Below are 14,133 nucleotides of genomic sequence, written 5' to 3' on the forward strand. Positions count from 1 at the left end.
ATATATGAAACAGTGATCATTTGGGGAGTGGTTGAATTGAATAAACTATTCGTTTTCTTATTTGTCGGTTTCTTTGCCCAACTTATTGATGGTTCCTTGGGTATGGCTTACGGTTCAACTTCGACTTCGCTATTGTTAACGTATGGGGTAGCGCCGGCCATTGCTTCTTCATCGGTTCACATTGCAGAAATAGTGACGACAGGCGTTTCTGGCCTGTCCCATTTAAAGCTGGGAAATGTCGATAAAAAGTTGGTATTCAGATTGATTATACCTGGAGCGCTTGGGGCATTTACAGGTGCTTGCTTTTTAAGCCGCTTGCCGGGTGATTTAATTAAACCCTATATTTCAATCCTATTAGTCGTTCTTGGAATATATATCATCTTAAAGTATTTTTTAAATGTCAATTTGCTCTCTGTAAAAACGAAATTATCAAATAAAAAATTATTGCCCTTGGGTTTGGTCGCGGGATTTGTTGATTCAATCGGCGGGGGCGGCTGGGGAACGATTGCAACGCCCTTCCTTTTAACACAACCGAATATGTCCCCAAGAAAAGTCATTGGTTCTGTCGATTCGAGTGAATTCATCGTTACAATAGCTTCATCAGCTGGATTTTTATTATCCATTGGTTCGGAGCATATTAACTGGTCATGGGTATTTATCTTAATGGCCGGAGGGCTGCTGGCCGCACCGCTTGCAGCCTGGCTGGTTAGAGTGCTTCCGACACAATTATTAGGGGTATTTGTCGGCGGTATCATTGTCTTAACAAATACAAGAATCATCTTAACAACTTGGGAAACGAGCAAAATAATGATATTACTGATTTATGGTCTAATCTTAATTACCTTTATCGTATTGCCTTTAAGTTTTAAACTAAGAAAGTAAACAGTTATTTTCGTAAAAACGTAGAGCTGCCAGTTACCGGCAGCTCTTTTGACTTAATCAAATAAATGCTTATATTCCGCATAGCCTTCCTTTTCCAGATCTTCTTTTGGTATGAACCGCAACGCGGCAGAGTTAATGCAATACCTTAAACCCGTCGGCTCCGGCCCATCATTGAACACATGACCTAAATGGGAATCACCAAATTTACTCCTGACTTCAGTCCTTATCATAAAATGGCTTAAATCCTCTTTCTCCTCGATATGATAAGATTGTAATGGTTTCGAGAAACTCGGCCAGCCGCAGCCGGCATCGAATTGGTCCAGTGAACTGAAAAGAGGTTCACCTGAAACGATATCAACATAAATGCCTTCTTCTTTATTATTCCAAAATTCATTTTCAAACGGTCTTTCTGTCGCATTTTTCTGGGTGACTTGATATTGAATATCCGTAAGCCTTTCTTTTAACTCTTCATCATTTTTTTCAATCCCCCAGTTTTTTTCAATAAAGCCTTTACGTCCGGAACCTTGATAGTAATGCTTATAATGGAACGGATTTTTCTTATAGTAATCCTGATGATAATCTTCAGCGGGATAAAAAGTTACTGCCGGCAAAATTTTAACAGCAATCGGCTCATGAAAACGTCCGCTGTTTTCAATTTTTTGCTTTGAAGCTTCAGCAAGCTGTTTTTGCTTTTCATTATGATAAAAAATTGCTGTTTGATAAGATGAGCCCCGATCATGAAACTGACCGCCAGAGTCAGTAGGGTCTATCTGACGCCAGTATATATTTAATAACTTTTCATAAGGAAAGATTTCAGGGTCAAATGTTATTTGAACGGCTTCAACATGACCTGTCGTCCCGGCTGTTACTTGTTCATAGGTTGGATTTTCAACGTGACCCCCTGTATATCCCGAAACAACGTTAATGATTCCTGGAAGCTCATCAAATGGTTTGACCATACACCAAAAACATCCGCCGGCAAATGTCGCTAATTCTTGACTCATCACTATCAGCCCCATTTCTACTTTTGTTATCGTGATATTACCAAAAATAACATGCTTATCTCAACAAACTTGGTTTGAAATGCCCAAATCAATTTTCTCTCCATCTCCGAAAGTATAAAGCTGTTATAAGAAGGGAGAAACTATTTTTTATTATCTATTAACCGGAAGGATGCTTTTTATGACTGAATTTGAAGCTTTAATTTTAGAAGAGGATCCGGTCCCTTGCAACGTTAAAGATTGCCATGAATGTGAACTTTATAAGCACGATTCGAGAATGGTTTGGGGAGAAGGCAATCCTGCCGCCCCCATTTATATCGTATTGGACAACCCCGGTGCCCGGGAAGATAAGGAAGGGAACCCTTATGTTTGCGGAACAAGGCAAACTTTACAAAGAGGCCTTGCAGAAGCAGGTATTGATTTGAACTTTATTTATGTCACTTATATTTTAAAAAGGAAACCCAAACGCGCCTATGATAAACCTATGACAAGAAAAATATGTATAAGGCATTTGGAGCAGCAACTCATACACGGCAGCCCAAAAGCCGTTATTTGTCTTGGAAATGTTTCTGTACAATCCTTTTTTAGAAACCCTGATGCAGAAGTCAAACAGCTTAGAGGTGCATGGTATGACGCAAACGGCTGGAACACCGCTGTCTCTTATCATCCTTTAGCTGTCAGAAGAAGGCCTAATCTGTACCCTTACTTTCTGGAAGACTTAAAATTCGTCAGCGAGTTTTTTAACAAGACTTATGAATAATGATTAAGCTCCTCTTATTATGATAAAATTGATATAATTTAACTGCGATCTTTTATCTTTAAAATTTTTGAATTAATGAAGGAGGAACATATTTGCCAATGAACAAAGCTCTCACAATTGCCGGATCTGACTCAAGCGGCGGCGCCGGTATTCAAGCTGATTTAAAAACATTCCAGGAACGCAGTGTTTACGGCATGTCTGCTCTAACGAGTATTGTAGCTATGGACCCCTATAACCATTGGGCTCATAACGTTTTTCCGATTGATGTGAATATAGTAAAAGCCCAACTGGATACGAGTGTCGTCGGTGCCGGTGTCGATGCAGTGAAAACGGGTATGCTCGGCTCCCCGGAAATTATTGATTTAGCGGCAAGGACCATTGAAGAAAATCAGTTACAAAATGTCGTTATTGATCCCGTGATGGTGTGTAAAGGCGCTGACGAAGAACTCCAGCCGGAAAATACAACAAGTTTGCGTGAGCTTTTGGTCCCAAAAGCAACAGTTGTTACACCGAACTTGTTTGAAGCTGCTAAATTAAGTCAAATGGCACCGATTACAACAGTTGAGCAAATGAAAGAAGCCGCTGTAAAAATTCATGACCTTGGAGCGAAGTACGTTCTTATCAAAGGCGGCAGCAAGCTTGAACATGAAAAAGCCATTGACCTCCTTTATGATGGAGAGAACTTTGACATTTATGAATCAGAAAAAATTAACACGACTTATATTCATGGCGCCGGCTGCTCTTATTCAGCCGCTGTTACGGCAGAACTGGCTAAAGGAGCTTCCGTAAAAGATGCTGTAAAAACAGCAAAAGCATATATTACTGAAGCTATCAAACACGGCTTTAAATTGAATGAATACGTCGGACCGACTGACCTTACTGCATATCGTAAAATTGAAGCCGCAAAATAATCTTTTAACGCACAGAATCGCCTCAAATTTTATTGGGGCGGTTTTTATACTTTAAAGGAGGCCGTTATGAGACCATTTACGATTACAAATAAAGCTGTTTGTCCGGGGATCTGCGCATCCCAAGCCAAACCTGAAGATACCGAAGACATTATGTCGCTATTGGTTCAAACAGCGTCATGGCTGCGCTCTACAGGATCTAATCAATGGAGCGAATTGTTAGAAGGTAAAGATGTACATGGTATGGCTGAGCATATCAAAGACGGCGATGTGTTTATATTTAAACATAACAATTGTCCAGCCGGTGTCTGTATGCTCCTGCAGCAACCGAGCGAATGGGATAAAGAACTTTGGGGCGATACAGGACATGAAAAATCCATTTATCTTCACCGGTTAGCTATTAATCGTGAATATGCAGGTAAACAGCTTGGCAAAGACATTCTGACTTGGGCAGAAAAAGGTATACGATTTCCCGGGAAAAGCCAGATTCGGCTGGATTGCGTTGCCAGCAATAAAACTCTAAACATTTTTACCATAATATGGGTTACGAATACAAAGGAGAAAGTCCAAAGGGTTACAGTAAATTTGAAAAGAAGCTTTAATTCACAGGTAATCTTAATTGTTCCGGCCAAAAAGGGAGGTTTTATAACCCCGCCTTTTTGGCTGTTTGTTATTTTGTATTAAATGCCTTTGTTAACGCTGCTCCTGTTTCTATCAATGCTTCTTTCCCCTTATCAATCACATCCGCCATACTAATAAACCCGTGTATAACGCCGGGATAGCGCGTACAAGAAACTTCAACACCAGCACTTTTCAATTTTTCCGCATACTGCTCCCCTTCATCGCGCAACGGATCATATTCTGCAGTAATGACTAATGCCGGCGGCAACCCGCTTAAATTTTCATTAAGTAATGGTGATGCAAGAGGATGGCTTTCTTCTTCCCGGTTGTTTAAATAATGATTTTTAAACCATGTCATTGCTTCGAAAGTAAGAAAATACCCTTCTGAATTTTCCCTTATCGATTCAGTGTCCGCTTGAAAGTTTGTTGCCGGATAAAACAACACTTGATAAATAAGATCAGGCGTTTTCCTTTCCTTTGCCAAGTATGAAACAACAGCGGTCAGGTTTCCTCCGGCACTGTCACCGCCTGCTGCTATTTTCTTTGGATCAATTTGCAATTCAATATGGTTGTCATAGACCCATTTTAGAGCTGCATAGGCATCATCGACAGCCGCAGGAAATTTATTCTCCGGCGCCAGCCTGTAATCAACTGAAATCGTCACACATTCTGCCAGATTTGTTAACGAGCGGCAGATATTATCATGCGAATCAATGTCACCTATGACCCATCCCCCGCCATGATAATAGACTAATGCCGGATAAGTATCTTGCTCTTTCATTGGATAATAGATACGGATTGGAATACTGCCTGCAGGCCCTGGAATATTTCGATCTTTAACAAGCTTAACAGGCTCAGCATTTTCATCAGGCGAGCCCAGAACCATTCCTTTTCTGGCTTCTTCAGGGGTCAAATTCGTAAGGGATAGGCCTCCCATTGCAGATAAATGATCTAATACCATTTGGACTTGCGGATCAAGCGGCATACTGTAATCTCCTCCCCTTTAATCACAAACTTTGAGTCGTCCTTATATCTTATTCGTCGTCAGTATAGATCAAAACCTTCTTTTTCCACATAAAAAGGGGTCTGACCCTGTGAACTGTGGATAACTTTGAAGAAGGTTGGGGCTGCAAATTTATACTTAAAAGTATAAAAACCAACCCCAGATTCTTTTAATAAAGGAATCTGGGGTATTAAAAACTTATCGTCCAATTATTTTTTTAATAACTGAGGCTATTGGCTGCTCCTATTTAAAAAAAGGATGTCATCCCGCCTAATTGTTTTAGTATTTTCATACCATTCATAACATGGCCAAAGGTTGTCGGCAGATTGCCGAAACCAAAGCCGCCGGTTTGTTTATTAAAAAATGGCGAGTATTGACCAAAAGGAAATGATTGCTGATTATAAAACGGTGATTGTTGTTTAAAAAAAGACATCGGGCCCTGCGACATTGGCCATTGTGACATTGACCCCTGCCCTGCAAATGGAAATGGAGGCCGTCCTTGTGATGGAAAACCGCCGTACGTCATGGGTGGAAACTGTTGTCCATATGGATTAGGGTTATGAGAATAAACGACTGGGAACACCCCCTTAAACGTTAAGCCACTATTATTTTAAAAACCTCTTCTAATAAAGTATGTATAACATGCCAAAAAGCAAGGGCTCTTATCAACCCTTTTCTACCCATTCTTAAAAAAATAGCCGACCGGATGATTTCCCCCGATCGGAATACGAATATGAATATGTCTATCTTTTCCGAACAACTTGAAAAGGACGCATCATATCATACGTTTTATGAGTATATTATACGCGCTGCCGCACTTTTCCCAGCGGCATGCCCGGTCACAAAAGCTGCCGTTATATTGTATCCGCCTGTATAACCGTGGATATCGAGAATTTCCCCGCAAAAATATAACCCTTCCATTTTTTTAGACGCCATTTCCTTCGGGTTTATCTCCTTAAGGGATACACCCCCGCCAGTTATAAAGGCCTTTTCAATCGGTAGAGTACCGTTTATCTTGATAGGAAATTCCTTTAACGCTTTAGCCATTTCGCGAATTTTTTCTTTTGCTAAGTCATGGTATGTTTTATCCTCAGATAGGCCGATATAGTCAAGCAGGAATAATAAATACCTTTCAGGAACGATCCCTTTCCAAACATTTTTCACAGCTTTCTTAGGTTCATCCTTTGCCAAATGATTTAATTCTTGAAAGAGTTGTTCTTCATTTTGATCAGGCTTTGTATCAACGGTGATGTTAATATATTGGGCATTATATTTTTTCATTGCCTTAACAACAAACTGGCTGCACCTGAGTACTGCCGGACCTGATAAACCAAAATGGGTAAAAATCATATCCCAGCGATGTGTTTTAATTGCTTTGCCTTTTGGATTTCTGACAGTCAGTGCTACATCCCGAAGCGACAAGCCTTGCAGTGTCCTCTGTTTAATAAATGGTTCATCAGATGTCAGCGGCACTTCAGTCGGATATAATTCCGTAATTGTATGTCCAGCCGCTTTCGCCCAGGCATAACCGTCACCTGTCGACCCTGTATACGGAACAGACTTGCCGCCAACTGCAACAATCACATTAGGAGCGTATATTTTCTCTTTATTTTTTAATTTTATGCCTTTTACCTCACCATTCTCATACAGGACGGATTCAACTGAAGTATTAACTTTAATAGCGACATTTAGAGATTTCACCTTATTCAACAATGCTTGAACAACAGATTTAGCACTGTCATTAACCGGGAACATCCTGCCGTGATCCTCTTCTTTTAGCTTAATCCCTAATTTCTCAAAAAACCTGATAATATCTTCATTGTTAAACTCCGAAAAAGCGCTGTATAAGAACTTGCCATTGCCAGGGATATGCTTGATGATTTCATCCACAGGCATGCGGTTCGTTACATTGCATCGACCGCCGCCGGATATGGCTAATTTCCTTCCCAGCTTGTCCCCTTTATCAACAAGAAGGACCGCAGCCCCTTCTTCAGCGGCTGCAACGGAAGCCATTAATCCAGCCGGTCCGCCGCCAATAACAATTACATTAAAATTCATTTTTGCACCTACTTGCTGTCTTCTGTATATACATTGCCCGAGTTAGAGTTAATTTATCTGAGCCAATATATCGCGAATTTCATCAATAATCAGCTGATGATGTTCTGTTCCTTCCCCATAACGGCGCATAATTTCAGTGTAGACATCTTTGACTTTATTTTTATATTCCTCCGAGTTTGGATCAAGCTGCAAATGTTTAAATTCAACCATCGGCTCTTGAATATAAGCTGGGCGGGGTCCCCACTGCGCAAGAACATCGCCGTTTCGATTTGTGAATAATACCACCGGTACAGATCTGCCGCCTAATGTTAAAAATTGATCTATTAAATCAAAATTCTCTTCCAAAATAAAAACCTCTGCCGGAATATTCACAACTTCCATCAAACGAAAAATCACCGGTACATTACGGGCAACGTCACCGCACCAATCAGCCGCAATAATCTCGCAACGGATATCTTTATCGTTACACAAATTTTTTAAAAGAGTCAGATCCTTTTCGTCCATTGAAAAATTTTTATAGTTGGACAGAAAAATATCCTGGTTTTTCTCCATTTGTCTAATAAAAGCTTCCGGTGTTATTCCTTTTCCAACCTTATGACTAATATTTTTACCCATCATGCGGCCCCCTATTTAAAATGATTGTTTTTATTTTAACAGAAAAGAATGCTGACATATAACCTTAGATCTTTTTTACAAAGCTTTTAATCTTTATGCTGGTTAAAAACGTGAAAAGCCGCCCTTTCATATAGAGCGGCTTTTCCTTCCTTTTATGCTACAGGTGGTGCCTACAGCAATTATTGTTATATTCTATGTTGCTATAATTATTGTATACCACTTTAGAATAGAAACGAAACGTTATTTTTTACGTTTTTTTGAAAAATAATTTATTCATAAAGACACCCTTATATCGAGCTATGATCGAACGTTGTATGGTTAGCAATATTTTTCCACCTCCCATTTAAAAGCCCCTATAAATGCGTGTCGTGCCCTCCGACGAAGAAATTCCCGGGAAATAGTATGCCTGCTTATTGAACAGATTCTTAAGCCCGGGGATATGCCAGCATACAAAATAAAATGGCCGGAGCATCACTTGAATTAATGTAAGTATGTTTGCAATCCGCCTGAAAACGGATGGAATCAAATTGTTCAAGATGATGTTTACAACCTTCAACAATAATATCAATTGATCCTGACATTACTGGAGCCACTTCAATGGTTCACGGATCCATTACACCAGCCTCAATGTCTACCTCAAAAGAACATTTGTCAACGCTTTCAACAGCATTAATAAATCAGCCATTGTGTCCCCTGTATATAAACAAATGTTTTTAAAATTGATTAAACTTTTCCCAATTAGTGAATATAATATAAAATATAACAGCTATTCGTCCTCTCTATATGTACATACCAACAAAAATATGTTAACTTAAAAGTAAATAAACCAATGCTTTGAGTTATCGCTATTTGTTCTTCTAACATGGACACTTGGATTTGTTGGAAGGATAAAAACTTCTTATAGGTTCATTTAAAAGCTTTTGGTGAAAAATAAACGCAGATCAAGGAGGTAATGAACATGTCTAGTCACGTATTGGAAAATTTTTTAAAGGAAAACTTGGAAGATTTAAAAGGTAAAGGGCTTTATAACGAAATAGATACACTTGAGAGCGCAAACGGGCCTGTTATTAAAATTAACGGAAAAGAGCTCATTAACCTTTCATCCAATAACTACTTAGGATTAGCTACTGATAAAAGATTAATTGAAGCCTGCAATGAAGCAACAAAAACATATGGCGTTGGCGCCGGCGCAGTCAGAACGATTAACGGTACATTAAAAGTCCATATTGAGCTTGAAGAGAAGCTGGCTAAATTTAAACATACTGAAGCAGCAATCGCGTATCAATCAGGATTCAATTGTAATATGGCTGCCATTTCTGCTGTCATGGACAAAAACGATGCTATTTTATCTGATGAATTAAACCATGCTTCGATAATTGACGGATGCCGTCTTTCCAAAGCTAAAATCATTCGTTTCAACCATTCTGACATGGATGACTTAAGAGCAAAAGCAAAAGAAGCTACGGAGTCCGGCCTTTACAACAAAGTTATGGTTATTACGGACGGCGTCTTCTCTATGGATGGAGATATTGCAAAACTTCCTGAAATCGTGAAAATTGCTGAAGAATTTGATTTGATTACTTATGTTGATGATGCACATGGCTCTGGCGTACTTGGCAAAGGCGCAGGCACTGTCAAACATTTTGGTTTATCAGATAAAGTTGATTTTCAAATTGGCACCCTTTCAAAAGCTATCGGCGTTGTCGGCGGATACGTTGCCGGTAAACAGGATTTAATTGATTGGCTTAAAGTAAGAAGCCGTCCATTCCTATTCTCTACTTCTTTAACACCAGGCGCTGCCGCTGCATGTATTGAAGCGATCGATATCCTTTCTAACAGCACAGAGCTTCAAGAAAAGCTATGGGAAAACGCTGATTATTTGAAACAAGGTCTTAAAGATATCGGCTTCGACATCGGCAACAGCGAAACACCAATTACACCGGTTATTATCGGTGATGAAGTCAAGACTCAAAAGTTCAGTAAGAGACTGAACGAAGAAGGTGTTTATGCGAAATCAATCGTCTTCCCAACGGTGCCAAGAGGAACCGGACGTGTAAGGAATATGCCAACAGCAGCCCATACAAAAGAAATGCTGGACCAAGCCATCTCCACTTATAAAAAGGTTGGTAAAGAACTGGGCATTATATAAAAAATTCGGGGCTTTTTATGAATAGAGAGAAACCAAAAAGTTTATTTTTTTGGAGGAATTATCATGAAAAAAATTATGGTTACCGGTGCATTAGGTCAAATTGGTTCTGAACTGGTTATGAAAATGAGAGAGTTATACGGTGCCGCTAACGTTATTGCAACAGATATTAGAAAGACAGAAAGCGATGTTGTGAAATCCGGTCCGTTTGAAATTGTTGATGTTACAGATGCAAAGGCACTTTTCAAAGTTGCTAAAGATAATCAAGTGGACACCGTTGTCCACCTTGCAGCTCTATTATCAGCTACAGCCGAAAACAATCCGCTTTTCGCATGGCATTTGAACATGGGCGGTCTCGTTAACGCATTAGAAGTTGCCCGCGCGCTTAACACGAAATTTTTCACGCCAAGTTCCATCGGCGCATTTGGTCCAACAACACCTAAAGACAATACCCCTCAAGACACCATTCAAAGACCAACTACAATGTACGGGGTTAACAAAGTCTCAGGTGAACTGCTTTGCGATTACTACTTTAAAAAATTTGGCGTCGATACAAGAGGTGTTCGTTTCCCTGGTCTCATTTCATACGTTGCACCTCCTGGAGGCGGGACGACAGATTATGCTGTTGAAATTTATTATGAAGCAATTAAAAATGGCAAATATACATCATTTATCGATAAGGGCACTTATATGGATATGATGTATATGCCGGACGCCTTAAATGCCATTATCACATTAATGGAAGCTGACGCCTCAAAACTCAAGCATAGGAACGCATTTAATATCACAGCCATGAGCTTTGAACCAGAAGAAATTGCTGCAGAAATTAAAAAGCACATTCCTGAGTTTGAAATGACTTACGACGTTGACCCGGCCCGCCAAGCCATCGCTGAAAGCTGGCCAAACTCCATTGACGCGACAGCCGCAAAAGAAGAATGGGGCTTTAAAACCGAATATGACCTTGCTAAAATGACTGAAGATATGCTTGCAAAACTTAAAGTAAAATTAGGTAACATAATTAATAACTAATAGAAAATCCGGTTTACCCAAAATGGGAAACCGGATTTTTCTTGTATTCTATTTATTAAGATCAGCAAGGAAATTTCCAATGAGTTCCTCTGAATCATCTTCCTGAGGTTCCTCACCTTTATTCTCTTCTTTATTTTGATTAAAATCATCAAGTGTAAAATCATCTAGATCCATATCCTGAAGGTTCTCGGAAGCAGCTTCTTCAGAGAGATTTAAAGATTTACCTGCAGGTTCCGAATTAACATTAACAGAAGAAATCACCGAAATTGGATCAGCTAACAGCTGATAAATGATTTTCCCAAGGATTGCCTCAGATTGCTCATGCTTAAGCCAATCCCTCTGTTCCTTGTTCAACTTCTTAGGAAGGGGGATCGTTATCGTTTCCTTATCATCCGTTAATGAGGATTCTATTCCTTTAAAAACATAATTCGCAATCTGGCTTGAAAAGTTTCTTCTCTCTTTTTGCTTTAATTCATCTAAGTGCTGCAAAATGTAGTCTGGCGTATCAGAAGGTATGCGAAAGGCAATTGATTGCCCGCGTGTAATGCCTTTCGGTGCGGCTTTCACCATAAAATCACCTTATTTTTTTACAGGCTGTTTTGCCATATGCTTCTCTGGTTGTTTTTCTGGCTGTTTTTTCTCGGAATCCTTCTGCTGCTTTTGAATGTATTCTGAAATTAATTTGTAATAAGCATTGGCCATCATCCAAATGCTTTCTTTTTCATCTTCAAAGAAGTCAATATTGTAACCGTCTAAGCTGTTATTTAAGTTTTTAATATAATCTTTTAAGATGATTGAGCCGCCGCCTATAAAGTAAGCAATCTCAGTTTGTGAATTTCTTTGCCAAACATTACGCAAATGGCGGTATTGTTTTTTAGCCAAATCCAGCAAAATACGGTCTACAATATCGTGGACGCTTGTCCGGCTGCCTTTAACCATGATATGGTTACGGTCATTTTTCTTTGTTATAATTTCAACAACATCTCTTCGGCTGTCCAGTTCAACACCGTGTTTCATTCTGATTTCTTCCCTAATGTCTTCAAGCGCCTCAGAAACACCAAGATTGAATCCCTGTGCTTTATCATCATCAACATGGCTGTCCTGAACAACGGCTATATCTGTTGACAGTCCGCCGATATCCTGGATTAAAAGTCTTTTATGGATTAAATCTTTATTAACAATATTTAATTGGTTATCCATAACCAAGTTAATAAAGGCCGCAAATCCCTCAGGGTAGACCTTCACTTCATTAAATCTGATATTGACTTTTAATCCTCTATATTTTGGTGTCACAAGAAATTCAATTTGGTGAACAGAACCTAATAATTTAGCTCTGAAACTTGCATCCTTGCCTTGTTTTACTTCACGTAACGGAAGTCCTGTACCAAGCGTATAGTTTGCATCTACAATATCGTTAGAGCGGTTAAAATGCTTTTTATTTTCTTCGCTGACAGCATCCAATGCCAATGCTGTAAAAAGCATGACAAGCGTTTGATCCTCTTCAGATTTATCACTGCCCGGATCTAATTCTGTCGCATTAGGGACTTTAGATGCTAATTTCCCAACCCGATAAATAGCGTTATTTTCTTGTAATGCAGGTGAATGAACTTTAATGTGAAGTTCATCAATCGGATCCTTGCTGTCAAGTTCTTCAATGCCTATAATTGGACGGTCTGCCTTATCTCTCGCAATAACATTTGGTATGTACAATTCTGATTCCAAGCGTCCAAATAAGCTTTTAAGTGAGTCATTTCCAACATCTATTGCTGCTGTTCTACTAAAATTACTCATTTACACCATTCCTTTCATTCTAGGAATTACTTTATAAATTTTATTTGGTTATACTTAAGCGTACAATCGCTTACACATTTCGTCAATAACTTTCATAGAATCTTAACTTTGTTTTCAATAACGCAAACATGTTTACAATCTTGAAAACTTGTTAACAAAATCGCTAACGTGTTGTCCGCCAACGTGTTAACATTTTTGTTTTCACGCAAACACATCTGTATACTAGTAAACTTTTTTGTTTGCCAAATCTTTTATTAAACTTATTCTTTTGATCTTAATTCCCTTGATTCTATTAAAATTATTTAATCTAAACTCCCCTTTTTAAACCTCTTTTGAACCTTCAAGTTAACTTTTTAACATATGAAACCTTCTGTTGTCATGATCACTATCAAAGCAATAGAAGCTTCGTTAAATCTATTGATTTTTTGTGGATGATCAAAGGCACCTCAGCCTTATAATTGTTTTTACCTATTTAATCACAAGTTATTTTTATCAAAACATTTATATGAGTGATACTGGTTTAATCATTTAATGCGACTTCATATTTGTTTTCAATAATGTTTACATGTTTTCGAATATATAAACTTGTATACATTATCGATTACACTTCACACACTCAATTCAGTATACTTATTTGTTTACTTGAAAACTTATCTGTTTACATGTTTGCAAGTTTATTTACACGCATACATGTAAACTAGTTTGTTTACAATGGCATTTTTGGATTTTTTATCCGTTCAATAATATTCATCCTCCATACCATAAATGGAGGATGAAGAGTTCATTAGTAGTACATTTCTTAATTAACAAAAGCGTCTCTATTTTATTTGATAGGATATAAAATTAATAGAAACAGCATACAAGCTTAATATCGTTAACGATTCATTTACTTTCAATTACTCAAAAATAAAAGGAGGAATTAAACTGTACATTATAGTTAAAGTATTTCTTATACGTAGTGAAAATGCTAAATAGCTTGGGTTAAGAAAGATAAGTGGATTTACCCAAGCTGTTAAACTTTAATAATTGAAAAATGTATCTTAAATAACTTGCTTATGTCTTTATAAATCTGCTTGCCGAGGAAATAAACATCCGCACAAAGGTCATTAAGTAAAAATACCTTTGGTTTTAACCATTATATTCAATTGCAATTATGTGATTTGTTATATCATCAATGTAAAAAACAGCTTATCTGATTACGGCCACTTGATTTTACCACCCTTGCCAAGTTATTTACCACGGCTTGCCAAAGAATTTACCACCCTTCGCCAACGTATTTACCATTGAATATAAAAAGCCCTACAGATTAACGGTTTGCT

At 38.4% G+C, this 14,133-nt stretch carries 13 protein-coding genes and 1 pseudogene; 6 read left to right on the forward strand and 8 right to left on the reverse strand.

What is annotated here, in order from left to right:
* The first annotated feature begins 36 nt into the window (after positions 1-36).
* On the forward strand, positions 37-882 hold the full coding sequence (locus tag ACFQRG_RS17175; RefSeq protein WP_380968311.1) for a sulfite exporter TauE/SafE family protein: 846 nt from the start codon (positions 37-39) through the stop codon (positions 880-882).
* Positions 883-935: 53 nt separating this feature from the next.
* Here ACFQRG_RS17175 and msrB read toward each other — a convergent pair whose 3' ends face one another.
* Positions 936-1,886, reverse strand: a complete 951-nt coding sequence (msrB, locus tag ACFQRG_RS17180) for a peptide-methionine (R)-S-oxide reductase MsrB (protein WP_380968313.1) — start codon at positions 1,884-1,886, stop codon at positions 936-938.
* 178 nt (positions 1,887-2,064) lie between these two features.
* Between msrB and ACFQRG_RS17185 the strand changes: the two genes are divergently transcribed.
* From ACFQRG_RS17185 to ACFQRG_RS17195, 3 genes and pseudogenes are all read left to right on the forward strand, one after another.
* On the forward strand, positions 2,065-2,643 hold the full coding sequence (locus tag ACFQRG_RS17185) for a uracil-DNA glycosylase (protein ID WP_380968316.1): 579 nt from the start codon (positions 2,065-2,067) through the stop codon (positions 2,641-2,643).
* Between the two features lie 92 nt (positions 2,644-2,735).
* Entirely contained in the window at positions 2,736-3,554 is an 819-nt protein-coding gene (pdxK, locus tag ACFQRG_RS17190) for a pyridoxine/pyridoxal/pyridoxamine kinase (protein ID WP_380968319.1), read from the forward strand.
* 66 nt (positions 3,555-3,620) lie between these two features.
* Positions 3,621-4,153 (forward strand): annotated as a pseudogene (locus ACFQRG_RS17195) (GNAT family N-acetyltransferase).
* Positions 4,154-4,221: 68 nt separating this feature from the next.
* Here ACFQRG_RS17195 and ACFQRG_RS17200 read toward each other — a convergent pair.
* The 5 genes from ACFQRG_RS17200 to ACFQRG_RS17220 form a co-directional block, all read right to left on the reverse strand.
* Positions 4,222-5,157, reverse strand: a complete 936-nt coding sequence (locus ACFQRG_RS17200) for an alpha/beta hydrolase (RefSeq protein WP_380968322.1) — start codon at positions 5,155-5,157, stop codon at positions 4,222-4,224.
* A 265-nt stretch (positions 5,158-5,422) separates the two neighbouring features.
* Positions 5,423-5,638, reverse strand: coding sequence for a hypothetical protein (locus ACFQRG_RS17205; protein ID WP_380968325.1), 216 nt, complete (start codon positions 5,636-5,638; stop codon positions 5,423-5,425).
* A gap of 326 nt (positions 5,639-5,964) precedes the next feature.
* The gene (locus ACFQRG_RS17210; protein WP_380968328.1) at positions 5,965-7,233 is read right to left on the reverse strand and encodes a BaiN/RdsA family NAD(P)/FAD-dependent oxidoreductase; all 1,269 of its coding nucleotides are present in this window, start codon (positions 7,231-7,233) and stop codon (positions 5,965-5,967) included.
* Positions 7,234-7,281: 48 nt separating this feature from the next.
* Positions 7,282-7,848 (reverse strand): thioredoxin family protein, encoded by a 567-nt coding sequence (locus ACFQRG_RS17215; RefSeq protein ID WP_380968331.1) that lies wholly within the window; start codon positions 7,846-7,848, stop codon positions 7,282-7,284.
* 425 nt (positions 7,849-8,273) lie between these two features.
* Positions 8,274-8,429 (reverse strand): cupin domain-containing protein, encoded by a 156-nt coding sequence (locus tag ACFQRG_RS17220; RefSeq protein WP_380968334.1) that lies wholly within the window; start codon positions 8,427-8,429, stop codon positions 8,274-8,276.
* 377 nt (positions 8,430-8,806) lie between these two features.
* On the opposite strand from ACFQRG_RS17220, the gene ACFQRG_RS17225 reads away from it, so the two are divergent.
* Together ACFQRG_RS17225 and ACFQRG_RS17230 are read left to right on the forward strand one after the other, a co-directional pair.
* Positions 8,807-9,997, forward strand: a complete 1,191-nt coding sequence (locus ACFQRG_RS17225; protein WP_380968337.1) for a glycine C-acetyltransferase — start codon at positions 8,807-8,809, stop codon at positions 9,995-9,997.
* Positions 9,998-10,060: 63 nt separating this feature from the next.
* A complete protein-coding gene (locus tag ACFQRG_RS17230) occupies positions 10,061-11,023 on the forward strand; it encodes an L-threonine 3-dehydrogenase (RefSeq protein ID WP_380968340.1) in 963 nt (320 codons plus the stop codon).
* A gap of 48 nt (positions 11,024-11,071) precedes the next feature.
* Here the strand turns inward: ACFQRG_RS17230 and ACFQRG_RS17235 are convergent, their stop codons facing one another.
* Together ACFQRG_RS17235 and ACFQRG_RS17240 are read right to left on the reverse strand one after the other, a co-directional pair.
* Positions 11,072-11,593, reverse strand: coding sequence for a hypothetical protein (locus ACFQRG_RS17235; RefSeq protein WP_380968344.1), 522 nt, complete (start codon positions 11,591-11,593; stop codon positions 11,072-11,074).
* A 9-nt stretch (positions 11,594-11,602) separates the two neighbouring features.
* The gene (locus tag ACFQRG_RS17240) at positions 11,603-12,814 is read right to left on the reverse strand and encodes an Alp7A family actin-like protein (RefSeq protein WP_380968347.1); all 1,212 of its coding nucleotides are present in this window, start codon (positions 12,812-12,814) and stop codon (positions 11,603-11,605) included.
* Between the last annotated feature and the right edge of the window lie 1,319 nt (positions 12,815-14,133).

Source organism: Scopulibacillus cellulosilyticus (genome assembly GCF_042665295.1).
Classification (GTDB): Bacteria; Bacillota; Bacilli; order Bacillales; family Sporolactobacillaceae; genus Scopulibacillus_A; species Scopulibacillus_A cellulosilyticus.